The following is a 26,999-nucleotide window of genomic DNA, read 5'->3' as shown; positions in this document are numbered from 1 at the left end:
ACCGTCACCTGGCCACGCGCCGCCGCTGTTCCGGATGCAGCGTCTTGCCCAGGATATGCGTGTTCGACCCGATGACATGCGCCGTCGATCCGACGATCAGCGGGTCCGGTTCGTGCACCACGCTTTCGTCCTTGCCGTCGTAGGGCAGGTTGAACAGGAAGTGACGCATCGCCTCGATCCGCGCGCGGCGCTTGTCGTCGGACTTCACGATCGTCCAGGGCGCGTCGGCGGTGTCCGTGTAGAAGAACATCGCCTCCTTCGCCTCGGTGTAGTCGTCCCACTTGTCGAGGCTCGCCTTGTCGATCGGCGAGAGCTTCCACTGCTTCAGCGGATCGGTCTCTCGCGCCTTGAAGCGGCGCAGTTGCTCGTCGCGCGTCACGCTGAACCAGTACTTGAACAGGCGCAGGCCGGAGCGGACCAGCATCCGCTCGAGGTCCGGCGCCTGGCGCATGAATTCGAGGTAGTCCGAGGCGGAGCAGAAGCCCATCACGCGCTCGACGCCGGCGCGGTTGTACCAGGACCGGTCGAAGAACACGATCTCGCCGCCCGAGGGCAGGTGCTTCACGTAGCGCTGGAAATACCATTGCGACCGTTCCTGGTCGGATGGCTTCTCGAGCGCCACGATGCGCGCGCCGCGCGGGTTCAGGTGTTCCATGAAGCGCTTGATGGTGCCGCCCTTGCCGGCGGCGTCGCGGCCTTCGAACAGCACGGTGATGCGTTCGTTCGCGGTCTTGATCCAGTTCTGCGCCTTCAGCAGCTCGACCTGCAGCGGCATGATGCGCGCGACGTATTCCTTCTCGGTCAGCCGCGTGGCGTAGGGATAGGCGCCGGTCTCGAAAGCGCGGCGGATCGCCTCGGCGTCACGCGCCGGGCGGTGCGATCGCTTTTGCGGCGTCGCGAGCGCGGCGGCGGCGTCGGTGATGGAGCGCGCGCCCTCGGCCGCGCCGTTCGGGGGGGTGTCCTGGTCCATGCAACCTCCGCAGCGGCGCCCGGGATCGGGCGGCTGCGTCATCAATCCGTCATCGCGACGGCGTGTCCTTGCGGTGCATCAACGAAGACCTCCTCCAGGCGAAAATCCCGCCAGGCGAGCGCGCCGCCCTTGCCGGCGCCGGTGTCGAGGAAGATGGCGCGCCCGCCACGGGCGCCATTGATCACCAGCGGCCGCCCGTCGCGGGACCGGTTGTCGTGCCCGACCAGCACGGTCAGGCCCGACGGGATCCGGTCGATCCAGCCGGTCAGGCGGATGGGGAAGCCGTCGGCGCCGCGCGCGCCGGTCACCTGCCCGAAGATGGCGCGGCCGACCAGGCCTTCCGCCTTGCGCGTCCCGGCATCGGGCGGGGAGGCGTGCAGCAGCATCGCATCGTGGAAGGCGGCATGGACGCAGAAGAGCCGCCCGAGCGACAGCCAGGCCGGCGCCTCGCCGATGTGGTGCAGGGCGCGCTCGCGCAGCGCCTCGGCGTCCGGGGCGGCGGCGATCTGGTCCAGCGTGCGGCCGAGCCCGGCCGCCTCCACGCGCACCTTCTCGCCCGACAACGCCCGGCGCAGCTTGTGGTCGTGGTTGCCGAGGAGGAAGAGGCCCCGCCCGGCCTCGACCAGGTCGAACATCAGCCGCAGCACGGCCGGCCCGTCGGTGCCGTGGTCCGTGAGGTCGCCGAGTTGGATGAGGAAGAGCCCCGTCGCCTCCGCGCCGGCCACGGCGGCCGAGAAGCCGCGCACGTCGCCATGGACGTCGCCGACGATCCGCACGCCGTTGAATCCCGCCGCGCGCAGGCTCTCCGGCGACACGATCATGCCGCGTCCGCGCCCTTGACCTCCGCGAAGGCGGCGAGCGCCCGGGCGCGGCCTTCGGCGAGGTCGACGATCGGTGCCGGATAGTCCTTGCCGAGCACGATGCCGGCGCCGCGCAGGACGATCTCGGGGGCTTCGTGCACGCGGTGGATCCAGCGGTCCGGCAGCTTCGCCAGTTCGGGGCACCAGCGGCGGACATAGGCACCGTCAGGGTCGAACTTCTCGCCCTGCAGCACCGGGTTGAAGATGCGGAAATAGGGCGCGGCATCGGCCCCGCAGCCCGCGACCCACTGCCAGGAGGCGCTGTTCGCCGCGAGGTCGGCGTCGACCAGCGTGTCCCAGAACCAGGCCTCGCCGTCCTGCCAGGGCTGCAGCAGGTGCTTCACCAGCAGGGAGGCGGCGATCATGCGGACGCGGTTGTGCATCCAGCCGGTCTGCCAGAGTTGCCGCATGCCGGCATCGACGATCGGGAAGCCGGTGCGGCCGCGCTGCCAGGCGCGCAGCAGCGCAGCGTCGCGCCGCCAGGGGAAGCCGGCGAATTCGGATCGCAGCGGCGTCTCGGGCATCTCGGGCCGGTGCCACAGCAGGTGGTGGGAGAATTCCCGCCAGAGCACTTCCTTGAGGAAGGTCTCGAGCCCCCGGCCGCCCTTCGCGCGCGCCGCATGCCAGACCTGGCGGGGCGAGATCTCGCCGAGATGCAGGTGCGGAGAGAGGCCGGACGTTCCCCAGGTCACGCCGGGATCGTTGCGCCGCGCCGCGTAGCCGTCGAGGCCCTCCGCGAGAAACGCAGCCATGCGCGCGGCGGCGCCGGCCTCCCCGGGCTGCCAATGGTCGTGGAAGCCCGCGGCCCAGTCCGGCACCGGCGGCTGCGGCAGCAGTCCCAGCGCGTCGAGGGCGAGGCCCTGCGGCGCCTCCGCGACGGGCTGCAGGCGGGACGGCGCGGGGATCGGCGGCGGCAGGCCTTCGAGCAGCGCGAAGACGGCCCGCGAGAAGGGCGTGTAGACGCCATAGGGCCCGCCGCTGCCGGTCCGCACCAGATGCGGTTCGTGCAGGAGCGCGGTCCGGTGCAGCACCAGCCGGCGGCCGGTCGCTTCCAGCGCGGCATGGGTCTCGGCGTCGCAGCGCCGCCCGGCGGGCTCGGTGCGGCGGCCGGCATGGACCTCGGCGGCGCCGGTCGCCTCGGCCAGGGCGGGCAGGATCGCGCGCGGGTCGCCGCGCAGGATCAGCAGCGGCGCCCCGGCCGCGGCAAGGGCGGCCGACAGCGCGGCCAGGCTGTGGTGCAGCCACCAGCGCGCGGCCCCGCCGGGCGCCCAGGGCCCGTCCTCGAGGATGTAGACCGGCAGCACCGGCCGCTCGCCGATGGCGGCGAGGGCAGGGTTGTCCGCCAGGCGGAGGTCCTGGCGGAACCAGAGAATCGCAGCATCACGCATGTCGCAGATCTGGGGTGTCACAGCCCTGCGTCAGGGGGCAATCGCGAGGTTGCAATATTCGTAATTGCGCATATTCTAATGAAAGACCCTTCGAGGTCGTCCCGGCACAAGGACCCTCTCCATGCCACGCCTCACCGACAAGGCCTGGTCTCCGTATCTGGCAGGCGCATTGATCGGCCTGCTGCAGATCCCGGCCTTCCTCTTCCTCGGCACCGCGCTCGGCGCCTCCTCCTCCTTCGTCACGGCCGGTGCTTCGCTCGCCGAGTTCCTCGACCCCGGCATCCGCGGCATCCGCTATGCGGCGGCGCATCTGGATGGGGCGAAGAACTGGTGGCAGGTCGCGCTCGTCATCGGCGTCGCCATCGGCGCCTTCGCCTCCTCGCGCCTGTCGGGGGCGGTGCGGCGCGGCGTCGCGCCGGTCTGGCAGCGCGCCACCGGCCTCGGCCGGGGTGGGCGCTTCGCCATGGCCTTCGCGGCCGGCTTCCTGATGCTGCTCGGCGCGCGCATCGCCGATGGCTGCACCTCGGGCCACGGGCTGTCGGGCATGGCCCAGCTCTCGCTCGGCTCCTTCGCCGCGGTCGCCGCCATGTTCGCCGGCGGCATCCTGACCGCGACCCTTCTCTTCCGCCCCGTGCGCTGACCGGAGGGACAGCATCATGTCCGTCTTCGCCGCCATCCTCCTCGGCCTCGCCATGGGCGCGGCCTTCGGCTTCCTGCTCGAGAAGGCGCGGGTCTTCGAACCTGCGGTGATCCTCGGCCAGTTCCAGTTCCGCTCCTTCCTGATGCTGCGGGTCTTCCTCGCGGGCGTCGCGGCGGGGCTGGTGGTGCTCGCGGTCATGACCGGCTTCGGCTGGGCGAAACTGTCGCCCAAGGCACTGCTGCCGATGGCCGACATCGCCGGCGGGCTCGTGCTCGGCGTCGGCATCGCGCTGGCCGGCGCCTGCCCGGGCACCGTGCTCGCGCAGATCGGCGCGGGCTACAAGGATGCCTGGTTCACGCTGGCCGGCGGGATCCTGGGCGCGCTCGCCTTCACCTATGCCGAGCCGACGCTGCGGCCGGTGCTCGACATGGCCGGGCAGGGGAAGCTGACGCTCGACGTCGTCACCGGCACGCCCTTCTGGATGCTTGCGCTCGGCTTCGCGGCGGTGCTGGTCGCCGCTCTCGTCGGGCTCGAGCGCTGGCGCCCCTGGCGCGAGGAGATCGGCGCCGAGGCCGACGGCCTGCTGCCGCCGCATCCTGCCGCGCCGCCGGCCGCCGCCGTCCCGGCCGAGTAGCTCAGGCCGGTTCCACCGCCGCGCGGAGGCGCGCCATCAGCGCCTCCCGCATCGCGCTGTCCGGCGCCTTCTCGATCGCATCCTCGATCGCGAGCAGCAGGGCGGCGCGCTTGTTGTGCCAGTCGGGCCGGCCGGCCTCGGCCGGATCCGGGCGGCGCCTCGCCACGTCGCGCGAGCGCGCCGCGGCCGCCTTGGGCAGCAGGTAGGTGTCGTCAAGCGCGGGCTGCAGCACCTGGCCCGGCGCGGCAACGCCTTCCGAGGCGAGGCGCGTGGCGAGCGCGTCCATCGCCGGCGGCTCGCCATGCACCAGGAAGACGGTGCCGGCGACCGGCCCGCGCGCCTTCAGCCAGGCGACGAGCTCAGGCGCGTCGGCATGGCCGGAATAGTCGCGGATCTCGCGGATCTTGGCGCGGACGCGGATGGTCTCGCCCTGGATGCGCACCTCCTCCTTTCCGTCCAGCAGCAGCCGCCCGAGCGTGCCCTCGGCCTGGAAGCCGGTCAGCAGCACCGTTGCCTCCGGCGCCCAGAGCCGCCGCTTGAGGTGGTGGCGGATGCGCCCCGCATCGCACATGCCCGATCCGGCGATGACGATGTGGAAGCCCTCCATCTCGGCGATCCGGCGGGACTGCTCGCCGGTCTCGGTGAACTGCAGCAGCGGGGACCGCAGCGCGCGGCGCACCGACCGGCCGTTCTCGAGCGAGGCCGCGTGTTCGAGGAACACCTCGGTCGCCCGGATGGCGAGCGGGCTGTCCACCACGATCGGCGCCATCGGGATGCGCCCAGATTGCATCAGGGCCACGAGATCCCAGCAGATCTCCTGCGTGCGTTCGACCGCGAAGGCGGGGATCAGCAGCGCGCCGTCCGGGTGCATCGCCTCCCGCACCAGGCCTTCGAGGCGCGCGCGACGCTCGGCATGGTCGACGCAGGGCTTGTCCTCGTCGCCATAGGTGCTCTCCATGAAGACATGGTCGAGCGCCTCCGGTCCCTGCGGGTCGTGCTGGAAGACCGAGCAATCGGGCCCGAGGTCGCCCGAGACCAGGACTCGGACCGTCTCCTCCTCCTGGAATTCCAGTTCGATCGAGGCCGAGCCGAGCATGTGTCCGGCATTCCACCAGCGGGCACGGATGCCGGGCAGCTCCTCGAATTCCAGCCAGCGGTCCATCGGCACGGTGCGGAAGGACCGCATGGCGGCGACGGCGTCGTTCGCGGTGTAGATCGGCTCGACCTCCGCGCGGCCGCGGCGGCGGTTGCGGAAGTTGAGGTTGCGCACCTCCATCTCCTGCACATGCCCCGAATCCGGAAGCATGACGGCGCAGAGGTCGACCGTCGGGCCGCTGGTGTGGATGGGGCCGCGGAAGCCCTCCTTCACCAGTTTCGGCAGCAGGCCGGAATGATCGATATGCGCGTGCGTGAGAAGCACGGCGGCGATGTCGCGCGGGCGGTAGGGGAAGGGCTCCCAGTTCAGCGCCTTCAGCGTCTTGGGGCCCTGGAACATGCCGCAGTCGACGAGGAAGCGCGTGCGCGGCGTCTCGAACAGCAGGGACAGGCCGGTGACGGTGCGCGCGGCGCCGCAGGCGCGGACGGTGACGGGCATGGCGGCTATTCCGCCGTCACGCCGCCATCGACCGGCAGCGCGATGCCCGTGATGCCGGAGGATGCGGCCGCAAGCAGGAACACCGCGGGGCCGGCGATGTCCTCGGGTTCCATGATGCGGCCGAGCGGGATGCGCTTGCGCGTCGCGGCGACGAAGGCCTCGTCGGCCATCAGGTCCGCGGCGAGCGGGGTGTTCACCAGCCCCGGGCAGACCGCGTTCACCCGGATGCCGAGCGGCCCGAGTTCCAGGGCCATCGCGCGCGTCAGCCCCATCACCGCATGCTTGGTCGCGGCGTAGAGGCTGCGGTTGCGCGCGCCGACCAGGCCGGCGACGGAGGCGATGTTGACGATCGCACCCTTGGTGCCCGCCTTGGCCATGCCGCGCGCGACTTCCTGCGCGACGATGGTCGCGCCCTTCACGTTGAGGCCGAGGACGCGGTCCATCTCGCTCTCGCTCGCCTCGAGGAAGGGCTCGCGCGTCACGCTGCCGGCGTTGTTCACGAGCCCGTCGAGCGGGCCGGCCATTGCGATGGCCTTACGAATTTCGGATGCGTCGCCCGCGTCGAAGGGCAGCACCATGGCGCGCCCGCCGCCCGCGGCGATCGTCGCCGCGACCTCCTCGAGCCCCGGGCGGCGCCGCGCGGCGATGACGACCTCCGCGCCGCTCGCCGCCGCCGCGAGCGCGATGGCGCGCCCGATGCCGAGCGAGGCGCCGGTCACCAGGATCCGTCGGCCGTCGAGGCGAAAATCGGGGGCAGTGAAGGTCATGGCGTCTCCCTCGCAGGCGAGGGGCCCGCGCTGTTGTCGGTGTGCAGTCTCCGCGCTGTGGGCGAAGACGCAACGGGCCGCGTTTCACGCGCCCCGGCCATGCGGAACCTCTCCCTCTATTCATTCGATTGTTCTTGATCTATCGCAAGCCACCAACGAGACTTCGATTGCCCGGACCGGGCGCGGGGAGTTACGGCCCATAAGGGCCGGAGCGGCAGGTTAAGGACGCAACATGCATCCACTCGACGCGACACGCGCGCTGATGGACGGCCTGGGCAGCGAGTCGGGCATCTGCATGAAATGCGGGTCGCGATCCGTCGGCCTCTGTGCACCGCTCGACGCCGCGGCGCTCGACGACATGTCGGGCGAAAGCGAACGCCTCACCCTCGAACCGCGCGACACGATCTTCCACCAGGGCGATCCCTCCCGCTTCGTCTACACGCTCACGGGCGGGATGGCGCGGCTCACGCGCGTCCTGCCCGACGGCCGCCAGGCCGTGATCGGCTTCCGTTTCGCCGGCGACATCCTCGGCTTCACGCCGCAGACGGAACACGCCTTCGGCGCCGAGATGCTGACGCGTGGTACGGTGTGCCGGCTGGAACGGCGCCGCCTCGAGCAGTTGTTCCGCCGTTACCCCGCGATGGAACGCCGCTTCCTCGACCTCTGCCTGCGCGAACTGGCGCAGAGCCAGGACCACATCCTCGCCCTCGGCCGCTTCAGCGCCGAGGAGCGCGTCGCGGCCTTCCTCGTCTCCCTCGCGGAAGCGCAGGAGCGCCGCGGGCATGTCGGCCCGGTGTTCGAACTGCCGGCGACGCGCGCCGACATGGGCGAGTTCCTCGGCCTGACGCTCGAGACCGTGAGCCGGGCGATATCCGCCTTCCGCAAGCGCGGCTGGATCATCCTGCACGGGCATTCCGGCATCGAACTGGTCGACCGGGCGTCGCTGGTCCATCTCGGCAGCGGCGAGGGGGCCGACGCGGCCTAGGCCGTCGCTACCGTGGCGCGCCAGTCGCGCCGCGCATTTCAACTCCGGCATGATAATGGCGCGGGGGCACATGCGTTCGGCGACGCATGAAAACGGGCCGTTGCGGCCTTACCTTCGCGCCCATGACAGCCCTGCCGAGTCCCCAGCAGCTCCGCTACCTCGTCGCCCTCGCCGAGCACGGCCATTTCGGTCGCGCGGCCACCGCCTGCGCCGTGACCCAATCGACGCTGTCGGCTGGCATCCTCGCGCTGGAGCGCCAGCTCGACGCCGCGCTGCTCGAGCGCACGGGCGGCAAGCGGCCGGTCTTCACCCCGCTCGGCCGCGACCTGATCGGGCGGGCGCGCTCGGCGCTCTCGGCGCTCACGGCTTTCGTCGAGGCGGTGGAGGCCGCGCGCGACCCGCTGACCGGGCCGCTGCGCCTCGGCACCATCCCGACCATCGGGCCCTTCCTGCTGCCGCGCCTGATGCCGCGCCTGCGCCAAGCCTTCCCGCGACTGCGCCTGTTCCTGCGCGAGGACCTGACCGACCGCCTGGTCGAGGGGCTGGAGGCCGGGCGGCTCGACCTGCTGCTGCTGGCGCTGCCCTGCGACTGCGGGGATGTCGAGACGATGACCATCGCCGAGGATCCCTTCTCCGTCGCGCTGCCGAACGGCCACGCGCTGGCGGCGCGGGAGGAGGTCACGCCCGGCGCGCTGGCCGGGGAGCGCGTCATGCTGCTCGAGGACGGGCATTGCCTGCGGGATCACGCGCTGTCGGCCTGCGGCCTGCCGGGGGCTGCGACCTCGCAGGAATTCGCCGCCACCTCCCTGCACACCCTGGTGCAGATGGTGGGCGGGGGGCTCGGCATCACGCTGCTGCCGCGCCTCGCCGTCGCAGGCGGGGTCACGGCGGGAGCGGAGGTCGCGGTGCGGCCGCTCGCCGGCGCCTTCGGGCGGCGCATCGGCCTGGCCTGGCGGGCGCGCAGTCCGCGGGCAGAGGAGTTCCGCGCCCTCGCGCCATCCATTGCGGCGGCGCTGTCCGACCGCTAGCAAGTCCGCAGAGGGCGAGGGAGCCTCCGGCATGGCGCGTTTCGACCTGGGCGACGTTCTCGGTTCGGTGCTCGGCGGCGCGGCGCCGTCGCGCGGCACGACGCGGGGCCGGAGCACCGCGCGGGGCAAGCAGGATCTGGGGCGCGCGCTCGCGATGCTGGCCGGCGTGGCGATCGAGGCGATGACGCGGTCCCAGCAGCAGCCCGCACCAGCGCCCGCGCCGGCGCCGCGCGGCAAGGGCGATCGCTGGGGCCAGCAGGCGCCGTCCGGCAAGCCGCAGCCCCTGCCGGGCGGGCCGAAATCCGCGCCGCCGGCGCGTGGCAGCGTCCCGCGCAGCGGGCCCTGGGGCGGGACGACGTCCGCGCCCGCGAAGCCCGCGCCCACCGATGCCTGGTCCCCGGTGCCCGGCGTGCCTGCGCCTCCGCCGATCGCCGCCGAGGACCGCGAGGGCCTTCTGATGCTGCGCGCGATGATCGCCGCGGCGAAGGCCGACGGGCATGTCGATGCCGAGGAACGCGCGCGCATCGCCGACCAGCTCGACGCCGCCGGCCTCGGTAGCGCGGCGCGCGATGCCGTGCTGGCCGAGTTCGACCGCACCGTGACGCCGGAGGCGCTGGCGCGCGAGGCCGCCGATCCGATGCTCGCGGCGCAGGTCTATGCCGCGGCGGTGGCCGGGGCAGGCAACATCGAGGGCGCCGAACGCGCCTGGCTCGACGGTTTCGCCAAGGCGCTGCGGCTCGACCGCGCCGCCACCGAGGCGATCGAGCGCCGTATCAGGGGAGGATGACACCATGCACGGCCTGAACGAGGCGGAAGCCCGGCTGCGCGACCGGGCGCGCGAACTGGCCCGCGAGGCCGCCGCCCAGGCGGCGGAGACAGACCGGTCGGAGCAGTACCCCTGGCCGATGGTCCGCCGCATGACTGAGGCCGGCTTCCTCGGGCTGACGGTGCCCAAGGAATGGGGTGGGCCGGGCCTGTCCTATTTCGACGCGGTCCTCGTCATCGAGGAATTCTCGAAGGCCTGTTCGGTGTGCGGCCGCATCGCGGTCGAGGCGAACATGGGCGCGATCGGCGCCATCATGGCCTACGGCACGCCCACGCAGAAGAAGATCGCCGCGGAGTGCGTGCTGTCCGGCGACAAGCCGGCCATCCTGATCACCGAGCCCGAGGCCGGGTCCGCCGCCACCGACATGCGCACCCGCGCGGTCAAGCGCGGCGATTCCTGGGTGATCGACGGGGACAAGACCTGGATCACGGGCGGCGGCATCTCCCGCCTGCACCTGGTCTTCGCCCGCGTCATCGAGGACGGGGAGGAGAAGGGCATCGGCGGCTTCATCGTCGTCCGCGACGGCGATGCGATGCCGCCGGGGATGGAGGCGAGGCGCATCCCGTCCATGGGCCTGCGCGGCATGCCCGAGGCGGACGTGACCATGCGCGGCCTGGTGGTGCCGGATTCGATGGTGCTGCGCCCGCCCGGCGGTTGGGCGCGCGGCTTCGGGCGGCTGATGGACGCCTATAACGGCCAGCGGGTCGGCGCGGCGACGGTCGCGCTCGGCCTCGCGGCCGGGGCCTATGACCATGCGCTGGAACGCGCCCAGGCGCGGCGGCAGTTCGGCCGGCCGATCGCGGAGTTCCAGGGGCTCGCCTGGATGCTCGCCGACATGTCGATCGAGGTGGAGGCGTCGCGCGCGCTGGTGTGGCGCGCGGCGCGCTCGGCCGGGCCGAACGGCTTCCCGGACCGGCTCGCCGCGGCGCAGGCGAAGGTGATGGCGGCCGACATGGCGATCCGCGTCACCAACAACGCGCTGCAGGTCTGGGGCGCCGCCGGGTATTCGCGGAACAACCCGATGGAGCGCTATGTCCGCGATGCGCGGATGTTCGCCATCGCCGGCGGGACGGCGCAGGTGCTGCGCACGCAGGTCGCGGAACAGATCCTCGGGCGGAAGCTGCCGCAGACGCGCGACGGCTTCAAGCGCATCGCCGAGGAAGAGGGCGCGGCGCGGCGGTCGGCCGCGGATTGAGGCGGGGAGGGCGCTGCCCTCCCCGGACACCACCCGCCAGAGACCGAAAGGCCTCTGGACACCGGGCCTCGGCGCGCACCCGGCCCGTCGGCGATTGCCCTGAATCTTGAGGTTTCCAAAGGCCCTTAGGCCTTTGGTGGGGAGAGGCCCGGAGAGGGGCGACGCCCCTCTCCCTTCTGTCGCGCCCATATTCAACAATTTGGTTGACTATTCCGCTGCGCGCCCTGATATTCAACCACATGGTTGAATCAAATCCCGCCCCGCTGGACGCCGTCTTTCACGCCCTGGGCGACGCCACCCGCCGCCGGATGCTGCGCGACCTGGCCGGCGGCGAGCGCAGCGTTGGGCAATTGGCCGAACCCTTCGCCATGTCGCTCGCTGCCGCATCGAAGCACGTCAAGGCGCTGGAGAATGCCGGGCTGATCCGGCGCGAGGTGCGCGGGCGCACGCATCTCTGCCGTCTCGAGCCCGGGCCGCTGGCGAGCGCGCATGAGTGGCTCGGCTTCTACGAGCACTTCTGGACCAGCCGCCTCGACGAACTGGAACGCCTGCTGCGCGAGGCGGATTCGAAGACCCCCCCACCCCGAGGAGACGACCGATGAACGACCTCGCCCCCCATGGTGTCCTGACCGAGCCGATGACGCTGGAGATCCAGCGCCTGCTGCCGGGTCCGATCGAGCGCGTCTGGGACTACCTTACGCGCAGCGAGTTGCGCCGGCAGTGGCTTGCCGCCGGCGCGATGGAACTTCGCGTCGGCGCCGCCTTCGAGCTCGTCTGGCGCAACGATGAGCTGAACGACCCGCCGAGCCGCCGGCCGGACGGCTTCGACGCGGAGCACCGCCTCGAATGCCGGATCACCGAACTGGACCCGCCGCGGCGGCTCGCCTTCACCTGGGGGAGCAGCGACGGGGTGACCTTCGACCTGGCGCCGGCCGGGCAGAAGGTGCGGCTGACGGTGACGCATCGCCGCCTGCCGGATCGCGGCATGTTGCTGAAGGTCTCGGCCGGCTGGCATGCGCATCTGGATGTGCTGGCCGCGCGGCTTTCGGGCACGGTGCCGCCGCCCTTCTGGGATGGCTGGAGCCGGCTGATGCAGGAATACGAGCAGCGGATTCCCGCCTGACGCCGCATCGGGCGCGGGGTCACGGAACCCGCGCCCGACCGCCGTTTTCAGGCGAAAGTGGCGCCTTGGGCCGGTTGCGGCGCCCGGCGAGGTTGACTTGCCGAAACCGCCCCCCTAGAAGCGCGGCCTCACGAGGTAAGCCATGAAGATCCGCAATTCCCTGAAGACCGCGAAGACCCGCGACAAGAACTGCGTCCTGGTGCGTCGCCGCGGCCGCGTCTACGTCATCAACAAGAAGAACCCGCGCCTGAAGGCCCGCCAGGGCTGAGGCCCCGGGCCTTTCGAGGCTGCGAAGGGGGGCTTGGCCCCCCTTTCTATTTGCGCGGGGCTGCGCCCCCGCCGCCGGCGGGCGTCAGGATCTCGGTCCCGATGCCGCCGCCCTGGCCCTGCGTCCAGGTGCCGCGCAGGCTGCCGTCCGGCTGCACGGCATAGGCCGCCGCGCCGATCTGGTTCCCCAGCACATAGCCGACCACCAGCAGCGGACCTTCCGGGATCAGGAAGCCGACGCCCTGCGCGCGGTCGCCGCCGACCTGCCAGGTCACCCGCCAGGTGTTGTTGCCCGTCGAGGCCAGCGTCGCCGTACCCTGGTATCGCGACCCGTCGGCGCCCTGGCCCTCGACGGCATAGGTCCCGGCCTGCTGCGCGAGGGCGGGGCCTGACAGGGCGGCCAGAAGGGCCGCGGCGGAGAGAGTGTTGCGCATCTCGGTTCGGTTTCCCCGCATCGTTGCGCGGGCGAGCCTGCACGCTTCCGCACCGCCGAGGCAATGCTTGCCCCGCGGGTCCGCGATGCGCATCTTCCGCGCATCGAGAGGAACGCCGCCGTGATCGCGCTGCCCGCCCCCAAGCCTGAGATCCTCGCCCGGCGCGAGGAGATCGTCGCGGCCCTTCGCACCATCGTCCCCGGAGACGGGGTGATCAGCGAGCCGACGCGCCTCAAGCCCTACGAGACCGACGGCCTTGCCGCCTATCGACAGGTCCCGCTCGCGGTCGTGCTGCCGACGACGACCGAGCAGGTCGCCGCCGTGCTGCGCTACTGCAACGAGACCGGCGTGCGCGTGGTGCCGCGCGGGGCGGGGACGTCCCTGTCGGGTGGCGCGCTGCCGCTGGCGGATGCGGTCGTCGTCGGGCTGATGCGGATGAACCGCATCCTCGAGATCGACCTCGAGGACCGCTTCGCCGTGGTCGAGGCGGGCGTCACCAACATCGGCATCACCAAGGCGGTGGAGGGCGACGGCTTCTTCTACGCGCCCGATCCGTCGAGCCAGCTCGCCTGCATGATTGGCGGCAACGTGATGATGAACTCGGGCGGCGCGCATTGCCTGAAATACGGCGTCACCGCCAACAACCTGCTCGGCGTGAAGTTCGTCACCATCGAGGGCGAGATCATCGACATCGGCGGCGTGCATCTCGACGCCGCGGGATACGACTGGCTCGGCCTCATCACCGGGTCCGAGGGGCAGTTGGGCATGGTCACCGAGGTGACCGTGCGCATCCTGCGCGGGCCGGAGGGCGCGCGCGCCATGCTCGCCGCCTTCAAGGGCACGGAGATCGCCGGCGCGGCGGTCGACGCCATCATCGGGTCCGGCATCATCCCCGTCGCGCTCGAATTCATGGACAAGCCCTGCATCCATGCCTGCGAGGCCTTCGCCCATGCGGGCTATCCGCTCGATGCCGAGGCGATGCTGATCATCGAGGTAGAGGGCTCCGTCGCGGAGCAGGACGACCTGCTGAACCGCATCAAGGCGATCTGCGAGCGCTTCGACCCGATCAGCCTGAAGGTCGCCGAATCCGCCGAGCAGTCGCTCGCCATCTGGAAGGGGCGCAAGGGCGCCTTCGGGGCGGTGGGGCGTATCAGCCCGGATTACCTCTGCATGGACGGGACCATCCCGACCTCGGAACTGCCCTTCGTGCTGAAGCGTATCGGGGAGATGAGCACGCAATACGGCCTTGGCGTCGCGAACGTGTTCCACGCCGGCGACGGCAACCTGCACCCGTTGATCATGTTCGATGCCAACGATCCGGAATCCTTCCGCAAGGCGGAGGCCTTCGGCGGCGACATCCTGAAGCTCTGCGTCGAGGTCGGCGGCTGCCTGACCGGCGAGCATGGCGTCGGCGTCGAGAAGCGCGACCTGATGACGGTGCAGTTCACCGCGCGGGAGCTCGACCAGCAGCGCGCGATCAAAACCGCCTTCGATCCGCAATGGCTGCTCAACCCGTCCAAGGTCTTCCCGCTGGAAGGCGCGCCCGTGCCGCTGGCCGCCGAATGAGCGACCTCATCGCTCCCGCGGACGAGGGCGGCCTCGCCGCCGCCATCGCCGCCGCCCATGCCGCGCGCGAGCCGGTCGCGATCGAGGGCAACGGATCGAAGCGTGGCCTGCTGCGCCCGGTGCAGGCCGCGCGCACCGTCTCGACGCGCAACCTCTCGGGCATCACGCTGTATCGGCCGGCCGAACTGGTGCTGTCCGCACGCGCCGGCACGCCGATCCCTCAGATCGAGGCGGCGCTGGCCGAGAAGGGCCAGCACCTGATTGCCGAGCCACCCGACACGCGCGCGATCTTCGGCAGCGACCAGCCGGCGACGCTCGGCGGCATCGTGGCCGCGAACCTGTCGGGGCCGCGCCGCATCACCTGGGGTGCGATGCGCGACCACGTCCTCGGCATCCGCTTCGTGAACGGGACGGGGGAGGTGCTGCGGTCGGGCGGGCGGGTGCTGAAGAACGTCACCGGCCTCGACCTCTGCAAGCTGCTCGCGGGGTCCTACGGGACGCTCGGCGTGATGACGGAGATCACGCTGAAGGTGCTGCCCGCACCCGAGGCGACGGCGACGCTGCTGGTCGCGGTGCCGGATGCAGCGGCCGGCGTGCGGGCGCTGTCTGCGGGGCTGGGCAGCCCCTTCGGTGTCTCGGGCGCGGCGCTGGTGCCGGGGGAACCGCTCCTCGCGGCGCTGCGGATCGAGGATTTCGCGCCCTCCGTCACCTACCGCATCGGTCGGCTGCGCGAGGCGCTGGCGGGCTTCGGCGACCTCGCGGCGATCGAGGGCGAGGCCAGCCGCACCTTCTGGCGCGAGGTGCGCGACGCGGCGCCGCTGGCCGCACGGCCGGAGGAGGCCGTGTGGCGCGTCTCGGTGCGGCCCTCGGCGGGGCCTGGCGTCGCGGCCGCGGCGGATGCGCTGGGCGGTCGGGCGCTGCTCGACTGGGGCGGGGGGCTCGTCTGGGCCGCCGCGCCGGCGACCGAGGCGGCGCATGCGGCGATCGTCGCGGCGGCCGGCACTTCGGGCGGGACCTGCACGCTGTTCCGCGCACCCGAGGCGCTGCGCATGGCCGTCGCGGTCCTGCCGGAGGAACCTGCGCCGCTCGCGGCCATCGGGCGACGGGTGAAGGCGACGCTCGATCCGGCGGGGATCCTCAATCCGGGGCGGATGCGGGCGGGGGCGTAGGACGCCCCGTCAGCCCCCGGCCTCGCGCAGCGCGAAGCGCGCCTTGCCCTCGGTCTCGAGCTGCTGGCGGCGGGCCTCGACCTGGCGCTGCACCGCGTCGCGGTCGCTGCGGCTGTAGCGGTAGGACCGGCAGGCGGCGTTCCATTCGGTCACCGCGGTGTTGAAGGCCTGCACTTGGCCTTGCTTGGCGCCGCGCATGTCGGGGCGGGCGGCCTCGATGCGGATGTCGTTGAACATGCACCAGCGCAGCTCGGTGCGGCTCAGGGTGCGCTCATTGCCGCCATTGGCGGGCTTCGCCTCGGTGAAATCCTCGGAACAGGCGCCGAGCGCCAGCCCCGACCCGAGGAGCAGCAGCGCGATCGTGCGGCGGTGTCCCATGCCCGGTCTTCCCCCTCGATTCCCTTGCACTATGCCACCGGTGCCGCGGGGCTGCGCGGTGACCTTGCGCTCATCCCTCGCGCCCTTAGGGTGCGGCCCGACCAACAGGAGGCGCCCATGGCCCAGCGCAAGCACCGCATCGCCGTCATTCCGGGCGACGGGATCGGCAAGGAAACCACGCCCGAGGGCCTGCGCGTGCTCGACGCCGCCGCCCGCCGCTTCGGCTTCGAGCTGGAGCTGACCCATTACGACTGGTCCTGCGAGACCTACGCCCAGACCGGCAAGATGATGCCGGATGACGGCATGGACCGACTGAAGGACAGCGATTCCATCTTCCTCGGCGCCGTGGGCTGGCCGGGGGTGCCGGACCATGTCTCCCTGTGGGGCCTGCTGATCCCGATCCGCCGGCAGTTCGACCAGTATGTGAACCTGCGCCCCTGCAAGCTGCTGCCGGGGTCGAAGACCCCGCTCGCCAACCGCGGGCCCGAGGACATCGACTTCTACGTGGTGCGCGAGAACACCGAGGGCGAATACTCTTCGATCGGCGGCCGGATGTTCCCCGGCACGGATCGCGAATTCGTCTCCCAGCAGACGGTGATGACGCGGATCGGCTGCGACCGGGTGATCAAGTACGCCTTCGAGCTCGCGATGACGCGCAAGCGCAAGAAGGTGACGTCCGCCACCAAGTCGAACGGCATCACCTTCACCATGCCCTACTGGGACGAGCGCTTCGCAGAGATGGCGAAGAACTACCCCGGCGTGACGACGGACCAGTTCCACATCGACATCCTCTGCGCGCACTTCGTGCAGCATCCGGACTGGTTCGACGTGGTGGTGGGATCGAACCTGTTCGGGGACATCCTGTCGGACCTCGGGCCCGCGGTGGCCGGGTCGATCGGCATCGCTGCCTCCGCCAACATCAACCCGGAGAAGACCTTCCCCTCGATGTTCGAGCCGGTGCACGGCTCGGCGCCGGACATCGCGGGCAAGTGGATCGCGAACCCGATCGGGCAGATCTGGTCCGGGGCGATGATGCTCGAGCACCTCGGCGAGAAGGAGGCGGCGGACTGCATCGTCGCCACCATCGAACGGCTGCTGGCCGAAGGCGGCCCGCGCACCCGCGACATGGGCGGGCAGGCCGGCACGGTCGACGTGGGCAAGGCGATCGCCGAGGCCGTCGCGGCGGGCTGACCCCGCCGCGCGCAGGCCGGCACTGCAAGGACGGGCGGGGCCCATGACGGCCCCGTCACTTGAACGCCCGTTCAGGTGTCGCTACTCTGCTCAAGTGTTGCGAGTGATTCGCAACTGACCTGTCGGAGGGTTGGGCCATGGGCCGCGACTTCAGCCATATCGCCCGGCGTTGCGAACGGGCGGTGGTGACGGCCTACCGGGAACTGCGCGAGCAGGGCTCGGGCGACTTCAGCGCCTTCGGCGCCTGCACGGCGCTGTATCGCATCCACCACCCGGAATCCTCGGTGAACGAGGCGCGCCGCCTGGTGGCCGAGTGGATCGACCATCACATCGTGCGCGGCGAGACCGGGCCGACGGACGGCTGCCTCTGCGACTGAGGCGCCGGCTGCCGCCGGGCCGCGGCGCGATCCTCGCCGCAACTTGATGTGAAGCGCTTCATGGCGCGTGCCCGCCTCGCCTCGACAGGTTCGGCGCCGCAACATAGCCTCATGCATGCATCGGGGTGGGCCTGACGCGGATCAGGGGGCGACATGGCGTACATCACCGTCTGGCACACGGCGGCAGCCGCCAAGGCCATCTACAAGAACAACGATTTCGACGGCGGCACGCAGCTCGGCGGCTTCTTCGACCCGAAGAACGACGATCGCCTCGGCTGGAACAAGGACGGCGACGCCGGCGGCGGCTCGGCCGGCTTCTACAAGTTCGAGGGCGGCCCCGACCAGTACGTGCTGAGCTTCCGCGGGTCCAAGGGGGCCAAGGACTGGAAGGTCGACGACGTCCAGATCGGCATGAACACCGAGGTGGACCGGGCGCATGATTGCATCCAGTACGCGCAGGGCCTGCAGCGTGCCTATCCGCGCGCCTTCATCATGGTGACCGGGCATTCCCTCGGCGGCTTCCTCGCGCAGGTGGTCGGCGTGATGTGCGACATGCCCTTCATCACCTACAACGCGCCGCCGGCGGGTCGCGCCCTCGCGCACAACCGCGCCGCCGCGCGGTTCAAGAAGGGCGTCAACTTCCGGGTCAACTGGGACCCGGTGAGCCGCGCGCCCGGCAACCACATCGGGCCGTTGATCACCCTGCCGCATGTCGGGATGAACATCCTGAACGCGCATACCAGCGCCGCCTTCATGAAGGCGGTCGAGCGGGCGGCCTTCCGCGACAACGTCGCCATGGCCTTCATCACCCGCCAGAACATGTAGGCGGGCGCGGCGTGCCGCGTTGGCACCGCCGCCGCGGCTGCCTTAGCCTCGCTGCATGCACGACCTGATCAAGCTCTGGACGGAATGGGTCGCCGTGGCCGTGGAGGCCGCGGCGGTCCTCGTCGTGGCCCTTGCCGTCGCCCAGGCCGTGGTCGGCTTCCTGCGTGCCTTCTTCTCCGGGGACGGGGAGGCGACGCCGATGAGCGACGCGGTGCGGCTGCGCCTTGCGCGCTGGCTGATGCTCGCGCTCGAATTCGCGCTCGCCGCCGACATCCTGCGCACCGCCATCGCGCCGGATTGGGACGAGATCGGCAAGCTCGCCGCCATCGCAACGCTGCGCACGGTGCTGAACTTCTTCCTGCAGCGCGAGATGGAGCACGCCCAGCGCGCCATGCGCTGAGGCGCTCTGTCAGCCCGCCGGCTTCGCCCAAGCGATCGAGGCGCGCGCCAGCGCGTCGATGGTGTCGGCGACGGGGAAGGGCAGCGCCGGACCCGCCGCGATGCCCAGCGGGATCTCGGTGCAGCCCAGCACCACGGCCTTCGCACCGCGCGTGATCAGCCGGCGGGCGATCTCGGCGAGCGGGGCGTAGGATTCCGATATCCGGTTCGCCTTCACGAGGTCGATCGACGGCATGACGATGCGGTCCATCTCCTCCTCGGTCGGGACCAGGCAGTCGAAGCCGCGTGCCTCGAGCCGCGGCTGGTACAGCCGCATCGCGAGCGTGCCCTTGGTCGCCATCAGCCCGACCGTGCCGCCGGCCAGGCCAAGGCGCAGGAGCTCGTCCGCCGCGGCATGGACGATGTGCAGGATGGGCAGGCGGGTCGCCTCCTGCATCGGCTCGAACCAGCCATGAGCGGTGTTGCAGGGGATCGCGATGGCGCCGCAGCCCGAGGCCTCGAGGCCACGGATGCCGCGCAGCAGCCAGGGTAGGGGGTCCTCGCCGCCGGCGATGCGCGCCGCGGTGCGATCCGGTACGCGCGGGTCGGACCACAGGATCGAGGGGATGTGGTCCTGGTCCCGCGACGCGGGGGTGAGCAGCGTCAGGCGCTGCATGAAGGTGGCCCCGGCGAGCGGCCCCATGCCGCCCAGCACGCCGAGGATCCGGGCATCGCTCATCCGAACACTCCGTCCCAGGTCAGCTTCACGCCCGTCACGGCCAGCAGGACGTAGAGCACCCGGTAGAAGACCGCGTCGGGCACGTGCTTCTGCATCCAGATGCCAAGATAGACGCCCACGGGCGCGAGCGGGAGGAGCACGGCGCTGGTCGCGAGGTTCCCCGCCGAGAGGTTGCCCAGGAAGAAATAGGGGACGAGCTTCACGTAGTTCATCACCCCGAAGAAGACGACGGTCGTCGCCGCCATCACCTGCCGGTCGAGCCGGCGGGGATACAGGTAGATCGCGAGCGGCGGCGATCCCGCATGGGCGATGGTGCTGGTGAAGCCGGAGGCCGCGGCGCAGAGCCCGCCCTTCACCGGATCATGCGGCGCCGCCGGCGGCGGCTGGCGGTGGCGCGACAGCCACAGCGTGCGCCCGAGGAAGACCAGCGTGGTCAGCCCCACCATCGACAGGATGGCCCGGTCGGACATGTAGCGGAAAGTCAGGGCGCCGATCAGGATGCCGGCGAGCGCGCCGGGAATCAGCACGCGCATCTCCCGCTGGTCCCACTTGCCCCACCAGGCCTTCACGCCCGAGACGTCCATCGCGCAAAGCAACGGCAGGGCGATGCCGGCGGCGACCGGCGCAGGCACCGTCAGCGCCATGAGCGGCACCAGCAGGTTGCCCGCGCCCGAGGCGAAGCCGCCCTTGCTGATGCCCGTCAGGAGCACGGCAGGTATGGCGAGGGCGTAGAACCAGGGATCGGTGACGAAGGGCAAGGCGGGGTGACGCTGAATGGGTCAGCGTGTATGCCACGTCCCCTCATCCCCGCCCATCCCGGACCATCGGCTGCCATGGAACACCTCAACGATCCCGTCTGGCTTCTCGCCCTCGCGGCCGCGATGGCGGCAACCGGGCTGGTCTCGGGGACCCTGGCGGGGCTGCTCGGGGTGGGCGGCGGCATCGTCATCGTGCCGCTGCTGTTCAACGTCTTCCCGCTCTTCGGCATTCCGGAGAGCATCCAGATGAAGATCGCGGTCGCGACCTCGCTCGCGACCATCATCCCGACCTCGATCCAGTCGGCGCGGAAGCACTACGCCAAGGGGGCGATGGATGTTGCGCTGCTGCGGTCGATCTGGCCGTCCATGCTGGCCGGCGTGGCGCTCGGCACCTTCCTCGCCGTCTATGTGAAGGGGGAGGGGCTGACGGCGGTCTTCGCCGTGGTGGCTTTGATGGTGGCGCTGAACATGGGCTTCACCGGGGTCGAGTTCAAAATCACCGACAGCGTGCCGGAGGGGCCGCCCCGACAGGCGCTGGGCATCGGCATCGGGTCGGTCAGCGCCATGATGGGCATCGGCGGCGGGACGCTCGGCGTGCCGATCCTGTCGATGTGCGGCGCGCCGATCCGCAGCGCGGTCGCGACCGCCTCGGCCTTCGGGTTGATCATCTCGATCCCGGCGACGATCGGCTTCATCTGGGGCGGCTGGTCGGACCCGCTGCGGCCTCCCTATTCGATCGGCTACGTGAACCTGGTGGGCTTCGCGCTGATCGCGCCGGCCTCGATCCTGGCGACGCCCTGGGGCGTGCACCTCGCGCACACCATCCCGCCGCTGTGGCTGAAGCGCGCCTTCGCGGTGTTCCTCGCGGTGACCAGCCTGCGGATGTTCTGGAAGCTGTTCACCTGAGGGTCGCGCGCGAACGCCGGATGACGACGGCCAGCAGGCAGGCCACCAGTGGGGGCGTGACCGGCAGGTAGAGGTTCATCGACAGCATCCGCGCCACCAGCGGGAGAAGAAAGCACAGGCCGAGGACGGTCTTCTCCCACGGCAGGAAGGTGCCGGAGAGCCTGGCTTCGCGGAACACGTAGGCGAGCGGCACGGCAAGGATCGCGAGGTCGTAGTCGTGGATGTAGGGGCTCGCGAGCGCGCCGCCGGCGGCGATCATGGCGCCGAGGGCGAGGCCATCCGCCCCCCTCGCGGCGCGGGCGATCGCAACCGCGGCGACCAGGACCACGATGCCGTGCAGCGCGTAGGCGAGCGCGACGCTGCCGCCGAACAGGCGGACGGCGGCGAAGGTCGATTGCATCTTGCCGGGGCCGGCGAGGCCCAATTCGAGCGCCTCCATCGACAGCCCGCTGGTCGCGAGGAAGCCCCGCCAGGTGTCCGGTCCGAACGCCATCAGGGACGCGAGCACCAGGGCACCAACGGTCACGCCGGCCGCGGCGAAACTGCGCCACCGGCCGGCCGCGGCGAGCGCGACGGGCGCCAGCAGGGCGAGGTGGGGCTTGTAGCAGAGGAGCCCGATCGCGATGCCTGCCGCCACTGGGCGTCGATCCAGCCACAGGGCGGCGAAGCCCAGCAGCGCGGCGCTCAGCAGGCCGTTCTGCCCATGCCCCAGATTTGCGAGCAGCGCCGGGAAGGCCATCAGCGCTGAAACGGGCATGGCCAGCCCGGCGACCCGCGCTGCCGCCACGGCATAGGCCGCCCCTGTGACCAGAAGCCAGGCGAGCAGTGCGCCGAGGTAAGGCAGGATCGCCAGCGGCCAGATCAGCAGCAGGTAGGGCGGAGGGTTCTGGAAGGCGTAGTAGTGTCCGGGTGCGAGAGCCCCGACGGCGCCCGCCTGCGCGGCGGCGTGAGCCTCCTGGACATAGGCCGCCTCCGGCATGCCCGCGAGGACGAGCGCCGAGGCGCCATAGAAGCTGACGAAGTCGGTGCCGACGGGTTCGCCGGTCGGCGAGAGTGGGCGAAAGCCATTCGCGACCACCCAGGCCGTCGTCGCCACGACGAGCAGCAGCGGCGCGATCGCGAGAACGCGGCACCACGCGGTCGCACGGTCCGCCGTCAGCCAGGGTGCCTCGCGGAGGATGCCTGCGAGGCGACTCAAGCGCTGCGCCTCACGCCGCCGGCCGGTGATCCTTGAACATCTCCCGCAGCTTCGTCTTGAGGATCTTGCCCGTCGCGGTGTGCGGGATCTCGTCCACCACCACGAGATCGTCGGGCAGCCACCACTTCGCGACCTTGTCGGCGAGGAAGTCGCGCATCTGGGCGAGGGTGGGCGACAGCACGCCCGGCTTCATCACCAGGATCAGCAGCGGCCGTTCGTCCCATTTGGGGTCCTTCATCGATACGACCGCGGCCTCGGCCACGCCGGGGTAGCCCACCGCCGCGTTCTCGAGCGCGATGGAGGAGATCCACTCGCCGCCGGACTTGATCACGTCCTTCGACCGGTCGGTGATCTCCATGTAGCCGTTCTCGTCCATGGTCGCGACGTCGCCGGTGTCGAAGAAGCCCTGCTCGTCCAGGATCTCCTCCTCCTCGCGCCGGAAGTAGCGCCGGGCGATGGCCGGGCCCTTCACCTTCAGCCGGCCGAAGGTCTCGCCATCCCAGGGCTGTTCCTTCCCCTCGTCGTCGGTGATCTTCATCTCGACCGTGTAGGGCGGGGTGCCCTGCTTCGCCTGCAGGCGGAGCATGTCGTCGCCCGAGAGGTGCGAGACCTCGGGCTTGACCGAGAACAGCGTGCCGACCGGGGAGAGCTCGGTCATTCCCCAGGCGTGGATCACGCGGACGCCGTACTTCTCCTGGTACATCTTCGTGATCGCCGCCGGGCAGGCCGACCCGCCGATCGCGACCCGCTGCAGGCTGTCGATCCGCGACCCGGTCGCTTCCATGTGCTGCAGCAGCATCATCCAGACCGTGGGCACGGCCGCCGAGAAGGTGACGCGCTCGCGCTCGACCAGTTCGTGCACCGAGGCGCCGTCGAGCTTTGCGCCCGGCATGACCAGCCCGGCGCCCACCATCGGCGCGCAGAGCGCGAGCGACCAGCCATTCGCATGGAACATCGGCACCACCGGCATCACCCGGTCCGCCGCGCCCAGGCCGAAGGCGTCCACCTGGTTGCAGACCATGGCGTGGATGACGTTGGACCGGTGCGAATAGACCACGCCCTTGGGGTCGCCCGTGGTGCCGGAGGTGTAGCAGATGCCCGCCGCGGACTGCTCGTCCACCTTCATCCAGGCGAAGTCGCCATCGACCTCGGCGATCCAGTCCTCGTAGGCGACGGCATTGGGCAGCGTCGTCTGCGGCATGTGCGCGGCGTCGGTCAGGATGACGAAGCGCTCGACCGTCGGGAGCTTGTCGGCCAGCGCCTGGACCAGCGGCACGAAGGTGAGGTCGAGCATCATGATGCGCGACCCGGCATGGTTCATGATCCAGGTGATCTGGTCCTGGAACAGCCGCGGGTTGACCGTGTGGTAGACCGCGCCGGCGCCGGCGATGCCGTACCAGGCCTCGAGATGCCGCCAGGTGTTCCAGGCCAGCGTCGCCACGCGGTCGCCAGGCTTGATGCCGTCCCGCACCAGGCGCTGCGCGACCCGCAGGGCGCGGGCGCGGATGGTGGCGTAGTCGGTGCGGTGGAAGGGGCCCTCGACCGACCGGCTCACGACCTCCCGCTTCGGGTGCTGGATCGCGGCGTGGTCCAGCACCGTGTGCATCAACAGCGGCCAGTCCTGCATCAGGCCAAGCATGGCGTCGTCCCCTCCCTGCGCAGCCCCGGGGGCCGCCTTGCCGGGAAGGCTACACCACGGATTTCGCCGCCGTCAGCAGGGTGCGGGCGATCACTCCGCCGGGGCGAGGACGGCCGGGCCGGCGACGACGGACGCCCGCCGCCAGGGCAGGGCGAGGGCATAGAGCGCCGGGACCACCAGCAGCGTCGCGAGCGTCGCCAGCGTCAGTCCGCCAATCATCGCGATCGCCATCGGCCCCCAGAAGACCGACAGCGTCAGCGGGATGAAGGCCAGCACCGCGGCCAGCGCCGTCAGCAGCACCGGTCGGGTGCGGCGGACGGTGCTCTCGACGATGGCGGCGCGAAGGTCGAGCCCGGCCTCGAGGTCCTGGCGCACCTGATCCACCAGGATCTGCGTGTTGCGCATGACCATCCCAGCCAGCGCGATGACGCCGAGCAGCGCGACGAAGCCGAAGGGCGCGCCGAGGGCCAGGAGCGCGAAGGCCGCGCCCGGGATGCCGAGCGGCGCCGTCGCCAGCACCAGCGCGACCCTGCCGAAATGCCGCAATTGGACCATCAGCAGCACCAGCATCACCGCGATCATCACCGGAAACAGGGCAAAGAGCGCGGCATTGGCCTTGCCCGATTCCTCGGCCGCGCCGCCGGCCTCGATGCGCAGGCCGACCGGCAGCGACGCGATCACCGGGTCGAGGCGCGCGCGCACCGCGGCCGAGACGTCCGGCCCCTGCAGCCCCGGCGCGACGTCGGCGCGGACGGTCAGGTAGGCCTCGCGGTTGCGGCGATACAGGATCGGCTCCTCGGCCTCGGGCACCAGCCGGGCGACCTGGGACAGCGGCACGGGTCCCGACGGCGTGGCGAGGGAGAGGTCGGCGAGCGTCTCCGTCGTCAGGCGTTCGGCGGCCGGGGCGCGAAGGACCACGTCGACCAGGCGGTTGCCCTCGCGGTGCTGCGTCGCGGTCACGCCCGTGAGCAGCAATTGCAGGGAGGAGGCGACCTGCGCGGGGGAGAGGCCAAGTTCGGCCACGCGGGCGCGATCCAGTTCGAGGCGCAGCGCCGGGGCGCGCTCGCCCCAATGGAGCTGCACGTCGCGCGTGCCGGGGGTGGCGCGCATGACGGCCATCACCTCCTCGCCGGCGCGGCGCAGCGCGGCGGGGTCGTCGCCATGGATGCGGAACTGCACGGGAAAGCCGACCGGCGGCCCGAAATCGAGCCGCGAGACGCGTACGCGGGCCTCCGGCACCAGGCCGTCCGCGACCAGGGCATTGAGCCGGTCGCGCAGGCGTTCGCGCGCCGGCACGTCGCGGGCCTGGACGATGATCTTGGCGAAGGCCTCGTTCGGCAGGTCGGGATTGAGCGCCAGGAAGAAGCGCGGCGAGCCCTGGCCGAGATAGGTCGTCACCAGCCGCGCATCCGGGTCTCCCTCGATCGCCTGCTCGATGCGCTGCGCGGCGGCGAGCGTCGCCGCGTAGCCGGCCCCCTGCCGCAAGTTGATGTCCACCAGCAGCTCGAGCCGCGCCGAGGTCGGGAAGAACTGCTTGCGCACCTGGCCCATGGCGGCGAAGCCGGCGACGAGGACGAGCAGCGTCGCGCCGATCACCACCAGGCGGTGGTCCACCGCCCAGCCGACCAGGCGCCGCAGCGCGCGATATCCGCGCCCGTCATAGGCGTCGTGATGGGACCCGGGCTTGGGCGACGGCAGCAGCTTCACCCCGAGCCAGGGCGTGAACAGCACCGCCACCAGCCAGGAGGCGACGAGCGCGATGCCCACCACCCAGAAGATGCCGCCCGCATATTCGCCGGCGGTGGACCGCGCGAAGCCGACCGGCAGGAAGCCCGCGACCGTCACCAGCGTGCCCGAGAGCATCGGCCCGGCCGTGGAGGTCCAGGCGAAGGTCGCGGCCTTGGCGCGGCTCCAGCCTTCCTCGAGCTTCACGACCATCGCCTCGATGGCGATGATCGCGTCGTCCACCAGCAGGCCGAGGGAGAGGATCAGCGCGCCGAGCGTCACGCGCTCGAGCTCCATTCCGGTCGCGAGCATCACCAGGAAGACGATGGCGAGCGTCAGCGGCACCGAGAGCGCGACGATGATCCCGGCCCGGAAGCCGAGCGAGAGGAAGGAGACCAGCATCACCACGCCGAGGGCGGCGACGAACTTCATCAGGAACTCGGCGATGCTCTCCTGCACCACATGCGCCTGGTCGACGATCTGCGTGACGGTGAGGCCCATCGGGATGACGCGGCGCTGCGCTTCCATCGCCGCGGCGAGGTCGTGGCCGAGCGTCAGCACGTTCACCCCTGGCTGCTTCGCCACGGCGAGCAGCACGGCATTCTCCCCGCCCTGGCGGATGCCGCTCGACGCCGGATCGGCGAAGCCGCGCGTCACCTCGGCGATGTCGCCGAGGCGCAGCGATCGGCCATTGGCCGCAACCGGGACCTCGCGCACCGCGGCGAGGCCGTCGAAGCCGCCATCGACGCGCAGGTGCAGCCGCGTCGCGCTGCCTTCCACCACGCCGGCCGGCGTGACGGGGTTGTGGCGCGCCAGCGCATCGAGGATCGCCTGCGGCTGCAGGCCGAGCGAGGCGAGGCGCGCATGGGCGACCTCGACATGGATGCGCTGGGGCTGCTCGCCGAAGATCCTGACCTTGTCGACGCCGGGCACGCGCAGCAGCCGGGCGCGCAGCGCCTCGGCCTGGCGGACCAGCTCGGCGTTGTCGGCGCCGGTCACGGCGTAGATGGCGGACCAGACGTCGGAATACTCGTCGTCGAAGAAGGGGCCGATGACGCCGGCGGGCAGCATGTGCCGCATGTCGCCGACCTTCTTGCGCACCTGGTACCAGAGGTTCTGCACCTCGCGCGGCGGGGTGGTGTCGCGCAGCACCACGGTCATCGCGGCCTGGCCGGGGCGGGTGAAGGTCTCGACACGGTCGAGGTAGGGGAGATCCTGCAGCCGGCTCTCGATCGGGTCGGCGACGTGGCGCTGCATCTCCTCCGCCGTGGCACCCGGCCACTGGGCCGTGACGACCATGACCTTGATGGTGAAGCCGGGATCCTCCGCGCGGCCGAGGCGCAGATAGGCCATCGCTCCCGCGGCGCCGAGCATGACGATCAGGAACAGCGTCAGCGCGCCGTTGCGCACGCCCCAGTCGGAGAGGTTGAATCCCATGG

The 26,999-nt window shown here is 71.3% G+C and carries 28 protein-coding genes; 16 read left to right on the top strand and 12 right to left on the bottom strand.

What is annotated here, in order from left to right:
• Positions 1-4 precede the first annotated feature (4 nt).
• From ppk2 to GWK15_RS04995, 3 genes are read right to left on the bottom strand one after another with little or no spacing between them, the layout of a single operon-like run.
• Positions 5-970, bottom strand: coding sequence for a polyphosphate kinase 2 (gene ppk2 / locus GWK15_RS05005; RefSeq protein WP_168039641.1), 966 nt, complete (start codon positions 968-970; stop codon positions 5-7).
• Positions 971-1,011: 41 nt separating this feature from the next.
• Entirely contained in the window at positions 1,012-1,791 is a 780-nt protein-coding gene (locus GWK15_RS05000) for a metallophosphoesterase (protein ID WP_168039639.1), read from the bottom strand.
• The gene (locus tag GWK15_RS04995; protein ID WP_168039637.1) at positions 1,788-3,218 is read right to left on the bottom strand and encodes a cryptochrome/photolyase family protein; all 1,431 of its coding nucleotides are present in this window, start codon (positions 3,216-3,218) and stop codon (positions 1,788-1,790) included. The genes GWK15_RS05000 and GWK15_RS04995 overlap by 4 nt, the downstream gene beginning before the upstream one ends.
• A gap of 121 nt (positions 3,219-3,339) precedes the next feature.
• Between GWK15_RS04995 and GWK15_RS04990 the strand changes: the two genes are divergently transcribed.
• Both GWK15_RS04990 and GWK15_RS04985 read left to right on the top strand, forming a co-directional pair.
• Positions 3,340-3,858 carry a YeeE/YedE thiosulfate transporter family protein gene (locus GWK15_RS04990; protein WP_168039635.1) on the top strand — a complete coding sequence of 173 codons (519 nt, stop codon included), beginning with the start codon at positions 3,340-3,342 and terminating at the stop codon, positions 3,856-3,858.
• A gap of 16 nt (positions 3,859-3,874) precedes the next feature.
• Positions 3,875-4,492: a YeeE/YedE thiosulfate transporter family protein gene (locus tag GWK15_RS04985; RefSeq protein WP_168039633.1), complete on the top strand. Its 618-nt coding sequence runs from the start codon at positions 3,875-3,877 to the stop codon at positions 4,490-4,492.
• Between the two features lies 1 nt (position 4,493).
• Here GWK15_RS04985 and GWK15_RS04980 read toward each other — a convergent pair whose 3' ends face one another.
• Positions 4,494-6,086, bottom strand: a complete 1,593-nt coding sequence (locus GWK15_RS04980; protein ID WP_168039631.1) for an MBL fold metallo-hydrolase — start codon at positions 6,084-6,086, stop codon at positions 4,494-4,496.
• Positions 6,087-6,091: 5 nt separating this feature from the next.
• Positions 6,092-6,853: an SDR family NAD(P)-dependent oxidoreductase gene (locus GWK15_RS04975; RefSeq protein WP_168039629.1), complete on the bottom strand. Its 762-nt coding sequence runs from the start codon at positions 6,851-6,853 to the stop codon at positions 6,092-6,094.
• A gap of 232 nt (positions 6,854-7,085) precedes the next feature.
• On the opposite strand from GWK15_RS04975, the gene GWK15_RS04970 reads away from it, so the two are divergent.
• The 7 genes from GWK15_RS04970 (at position 7,086) to ykgO (ending at position 12,278) form a co-directional block, all read left to right on the top strand.
• Positions 7,086-7,838, top strand: a complete 753-nt coding sequence (locus GWK15_RS04970; RefSeq protein WP_168039627.1) for a Crp/Fnr family transcriptional regulator — start codon at positions 7,086-7,088, stop codon at positions 7,836-7,838.
• Positions 7,839-7,960: 122 nt separating this feature from the next.
• The gene (locus GWK15_RS04965; RefSeq protein WP_168039625.1) at positions 7,961-8,866 is read left to right on the top strand and encodes a hydrogen peroxide-inducible genes activator; all 906 of its coding nucleotides are present in this window, start codon (positions 7,961-7,963) and stop codon (positions 8,864-8,866) included.
• A gap of 31 nt (positions 8,867-8,897) precedes the next feature.
• Entirely contained in the window at positions 8,898-9,653 is a 756-nt protein-coding gene (locus GWK15_RS04960) for a DUF533 domain-containing protein (RefSeq protein ID WP_168039623.1), read from the top strand.
• A gap of 4 nt (positions 9,654-9,657) precedes the next feature.
• Positions 9,658-10,887 carry a 3-sulfinopropanoyl-CoA desulfinase gene (gene acdA / locus GWK15_RS04955; protein ID WP_168039621.1) on the top strand — a complete coding sequence of 410 codons (1,230 nt, stop codon included), beginning with the start codon at positions 9,658-9,660 and terminating at the stop codon, positions 10,885-10,887.
• 239 nt (positions 10,888-11,126) lie between these two features.
• Positions 11,127-11,489 carry an ArsR/SmtB family transcription factor gene (locus GWK15_RS04950; protein ID WP_168039619.1) on the top strand — a complete coding sequence of 121 codons (363 nt, stop codon included), beginning with the start codon at positions 11,127-11,129 and terminating at the stop codon, positions 11,487-11,489.
• Positions 11,486-12,010 (top strand): SRPBCC family protein, encoded by a 525-nt coding sequence (locus GWK15_RS04945; RefSeq protein WP_168039617.1) that lies wholly within the window; start codon positions 11,486-11,488, stop codon positions 12,008-12,010. The genes GWK15_RS04950 and GWK15_RS04945 overlap by 4 nt, the downstream gene beginning before the upstream one ends.
• A gap of 142 nt (positions 12,011-12,152) precedes the next feature.
• On the top strand, positions 12,153-12,278 hold the full coding sequence (ykgO, locus tag GWK15_RS04940) for a type B 50S ribosomal protein L36 (protein WP_137125466.1): 126 nt from the start codon (positions 12,153-12,155) through the stop codon (positions 12,276-12,278).
• A gap of 46 nt (positions 12,279-12,324) precedes the next feature.
• On the opposite strand, the gene GWK15_RS04935 is transcribed toward ykgO, so the two are convergent.
• On the bottom strand, positions 12,325-12,711 hold the full coding sequence (locus tag GWK15_RS04935; protein ID WP_168039615.1) for a hypothetical protein: 387 nt from the start codon (positions 12,709-12,711) through the stop codon (positions 12,325-12,327).
• 120 nt (positions 12,712-12,831) lie between these two features.
• Here GWK15_RS04935 and GWK15_RS04930 point away from each other — a divergent pair, with 120 nt between their 5' ends.
• Positions 12,832-14,277, top strand: coding sequence for an FAD-linked oxidase C-terminal domain-containing protein (locus GWK15_RS04930; protein WP_168039613.1), 1,446 nt, complete (start codon positions 12,832-12,834; stop codon positions 14,275-14,277).
• Positions 14,274-15,446: a glycolate oxidase subunit GlcE gene (gene glcE, locus GWK15_RS04925; RefSeq protein ID WP_168039611.1), complete on the top strand. Its 1,173-nt coding sequence runs from the start codon at positions 14,274-14,276 to the stop codon at positions 15,444-15,446. Before GWK15_RS04930 ends, glcE begins: the two co-directional genes overlap by 4 nt.
• A 9-nt stretch (positions 15,447-15,455) precedes the next feature.
• Here the strand turns inward: glcE and GWK15_RS04920 are convergent, their stop codons facing one another.
• Positions 15,456-15,824 carry a hypothetical protein gene (locus tag GWK15_RS04920; protein ID WP_168039609.1) on the bottom strand — a complete coding sequence of 123 codons (369 nt, stop codon included), beginning with the start codon at positions 15,822-15,824 and terminating at the stop codon, positions 15,456-15,458.
• Between the two features lie 117 nt (positions 15,825-15,941).
• Here GWK15_RS04920 and GWK15_RS04915 point away from each other — a divergent pair, with 117 nt between their 5' ends.
• The 4 genes from GWK15_RS04915 (at position 15,942) to GWK15_RS04900 (ending at position 18,617) form a co-directional block, all read left to right on the top strand.
• Entirely contained in the window at positions 15,942-17,015 is a 1,074-nt protein-coding gene (locus tag GWK15_RS04915) for a tartrate dehydrogenase (RefSeq protein ID WP_168039607.1), read from the top strand.
• 137 nt (positions 17,016-17,152) lie between these two features.
• Positions 17,153-17,392, top strand: coding sequence for a hypothetical protein (locus tag GWK15_RS04910; protein ID WP_168039606.1), 240 nt, complete (start codon positions 17,153-17,155; stop codon positions 17,390-17,392).
• A gap of 153 nt (positions 17,393-17,545) precedes the next feature.
• Positions 17,546-18,217: an Mbeg1-like protein gene (locus GWK15_RS04905; protein WP_168039604.1), complete on the top strand. Its 672-nt coding sequence runs from the start codon at positions 17,546-17,548 to the stop codon at positions 18,215-18,217.
• A 55-nt stretch (positions 18,218-18,272) separates the two neighbouring features.
• On the top strand, positions 18,273-18,617 hold the full coding sequence (locus tag GWK15_RS04900) for a DUF1622 domain-containing protein (protein ID WP_168039602.1): 345 nt from the start codon (positions 18,273-18,275) through the stop codon (positions 18,615-18,617).
• A 9-nt stretch (positions 18,618-18,626) separates the two neighbouring features.
• Here GWK15_RS04900 and cuyB read toward each other — a convergent pair whose 3' ends face one another.
• Complete coding sequence (gene cuyB, locus GWK15_RS04895) at positions 18,627-19,334, bottom strand: cysteate racemase (protein WP_168039600.1); 708 nt, start codon at positions 19,332-19,334, stop codon at positions 18,627-18,629.
• Complete coding sequence (locus GWK15_RS04890; RefSeq protein ID WP_168039598.1) at positions 19,331-20,092, bottom strand: sulfite exporter TauE/SafE family protein; 762 nt, start codon at positions 20,090-20,092, stop codon at positions 19,331-19,333. Before GWK15_RS04890 ends, cuyB begins: the two co-directional genes overlap by 4 nt.
• A gap of 75 nt (positions 20,093-20,167) precedes the next feature.
• Between GWK15_RS04890 and GWK15_RS04885 the strand changes: the two genes are divergently transcribed.
• On the top strand, positions 20,168-20,998 hold the full coding sequence (locus GWK15_RS04885; RefSeq protein ID WP_168039596.1) for a sulfite exporter TauE/SafE family protein: 831 nt from the start codon (positions 20,168-20,170) through the stop codon (positions 20,996-20,998).
• Here GWK15_RS04885 and GWK15_RS04880 read toward each other — a convergent pair.
• From GWK15_RS04880 to GWK15_RS04870, 3 genes are all read right to left on the bottom strand, one after another.
• The gene (locus GWK15_RS04880; protein WP_168039594.1) at positions 20,991-22,196 is read right to left on the bottom strand and encodes a glycosyltransferase family 87 protein; all 1,206 of its coding nucleotides are present in this window, start codon (positions 22,194-22,196) and stop codon (positions 20,991-20,993) included. The two genes, GWK15_RS04885 and GWK15_RS04880, sit on opposite strands and share 8 nt — an antisense overlap.
• Before the next feature lie 10 nt (positions 22,197-22,206).
• Entirely contained in the window at positions 22,207-23,835 is a 1,629-nt protein-coding gene (locus GWK15_RS04875; protein ID WP_168039592.1) for a long-chain-fatty-acid--CoA ligase, read from the bottom strand.
• Between the two features lie 90 nt (positions 23,836-23,925).
• Positions 23,926-26,997 carry an efflux RND transporter permease subunit gene (locus GWK15_RS04870; protein WP_168039590.1) on the bottom strand — a complete coding sequence of 1,024 codons (3,072 nt, stop codon included), beginning with the start codon at positions 26,995-26,997 and terminating at the stop codon, positions 23,926-23,928.
• Positions 26,998-26,999 lie beyond the last annotated feature (2 nt).

This window comes from Neoroseomonas oryzicola (assembly GCF_012163135.1).
GTDB classification, from domain to species: Bacteria; Pseudomonadota; Alphaproteobacteria; order Acetobacterales; family Acetobacteraceae; genus Neoroseomonas; species Neoroseomonas oryzicola.
This window is presented reverse-complemented; position numbering and strand designations above follow the sequence as displayed.

Excerpts from the sequence above, each read along its gene's own strand:
- GWK15_RS04960 (WP_168039623.1), top strand. The coding sequence starts at position 8,898 with ATGGCGCGTTTCGACCTGGGCGACGTTCTCGGTTCGGTGCTCGGCGGC.
- GWK15_RS04900 (WP_168039602.1), top strand. The coding sequence starts at position 18,273 with ATGCACGACCTGATCAAGCTCTGGACGGAATGGGTCGCCGTGGCCGTG.
- GWK15_RS04970 (WP_168039627.1), top strand. The coding sequence starts at position 7,086 with ATGCATCCACTCGACGCGACACGCGCGCTGATGGACGGCCTGGGCAGC.
- GWK15_RS04945 (WP_168039617.1), top strand. The coding sequence starts at position 11,486 with ATGAACGACCTCGCCCCCCATGGTGTCCTGACCGAGCCGATGACGCTG.
- GWK15_RS04965 (WP_168039625.1), top strand. The coding sequence starts at position 7,961 with ATGACAGCCCTGCCGAGTCCCCAGCAGCTCCGCTACCTCGTCGCCCTC.
- GWK15_RS05000 (WP_168039639.1), bottom strand. The coding sequence starts at position 1,791 with ATGATCGTGTCGCCGGAGAGCCTGCGCGCGGCGGGATTCAACGGCGTG.
- GWK15_RS04910 (WP_168039606.1), top strand. The coding sequence starts at position 17,153 with ATGGGCCGCGACTTCAGCCATATCGCCCGGCGTTGCGAACGGGCGGTG.
- GWK15_RS04875 (WP_168039592.1), bottom strand. The coding sequence starts at position 23,835 with ATGCTTGGCCTGATGCAGGACTGGCCGCTGTTGATGCACACGGTGCTG.
- GWK15_RS04980 (WP_168039631.1), bottom strand. The coding sequence starts at position 6,086 with ATGCCCGTCACCGTCCGCGCCTGCGGCGCCGCGCGCACCGTCACCGGC.
- GWK15_RS04995 (WP_168039637.1), bottom strand. The coding sequence starts at position 3,218 with ATGCGTGATGCTGCGATTCTCTGGTTCCGCCAGGACCTCCGCCTGGCG.
- GWK15_RS04915 (WP_168039607.1), top strand. The coding sequence starts at position 15,942 with ATGGCCCAGCGCAAGCACCGCATCGCCGTCATTCCGGGCGACGGGATC.
- GWK15_RS04990 (WP_168039635.1), top strand. The coding sequence starts at position 3,340 with ATGCCACGCCTCACCGACAAGGCCTGGTCTCCGTATCTGGCAGGCGCA.
- acdA (WP_168039621.1), top strand. The coding sequence starts at position 9,658 with ATGCACGGCCTGAACGAGGCGGAAGCCCGGCTGCGCGACCGGGCGCGC.
- GWK15_RS04985 (WP_168039633.1), top strand. The coding sequence starts at position 3,875 with ATGTCCGTCTTCGCCGCCATCCTCCTCGGCCTCGCCATGGGCGCGGCC.
- GWK15_RS04920 (WP_168039609.1), bottom strand. The coding sequence starts at position 15,824 with ATGGGACACCGCCGCACGATCGCGCTGCTGCTCCTCGGGTCGGGGCTG.
- GWK15_RS04870 (WP_168039590.1), bottom strand. The coding sequence starts at position 26,997 with ATGGGATTCAACCTCTCCGACTGGGGCGTGCGCAACGGCGCGCTGACG.
- cuyB (WP_168039600.1), bottom strand. The coding sequence starts at position 19,334 with ATGAGCGATGCCCGGATCCTCGGCGTGCTGGGCGGCATGGGGCCGCTC.
- ykgO (WP_137125466.1), top strand. The coding sequence starts at position 12,153 with ATGAAGATCCGCAATTCCCTGAAGACCGCGAAGACCCGCGACAAGAAC.
- ppk2 (WP_168039641.1), bottom strand. The coding sequence starts at position 970 with ATGGACCAGGACACCCCCCCGAACGGCGCGGCCGAGGGCGCGCGCTCC.
- GWK15_RS04905 (WP_168039604.1), top strand. The coding sequence starts at position 17,546 with ATGGCGTACATCACCGTCTGGCACACGGCGGCAGCCGCCAAGGCCATC.
- GWK15_RS04935 (WP_168039615.1), bottom strand. The coding sequence starts at position 12,711 with ATGCGCAACACTCTCTCCGCCGCGGCCCTTCTGGCCGCCCTGTCAGGC.
- GWK15_RS04885 (WP_168039596.1), top strand. The coding sequence starts at position 20,168 with ATGGAACACCTCAACGATCCCGTCTGGCTTCTCGCCCTCGCGGCCGCG.
- GWK15_RS04975 (WP_168039629.1), bottom strand. The coding sequence starts at position 6,853 with ATGACCTTCACTGCCCCCGATTTTCGCCTCGACGGCCGACGGATCCTG.
- glcE (WP_168039611.1), top strand. The coding sequence starts at position 14,274 with ATGAGCGACCTCATCGCTCCCGCGGACGAGGGCGGCCTCGCCGCCGCC.
- GWK15_RS04950 (WP_168039619.1), top strand. The coding sequence starts at position 11,127 with ATGGTTGAATCAAATCCCGCCCCGCTGGACGCCGTCTTTCACGCCCTG.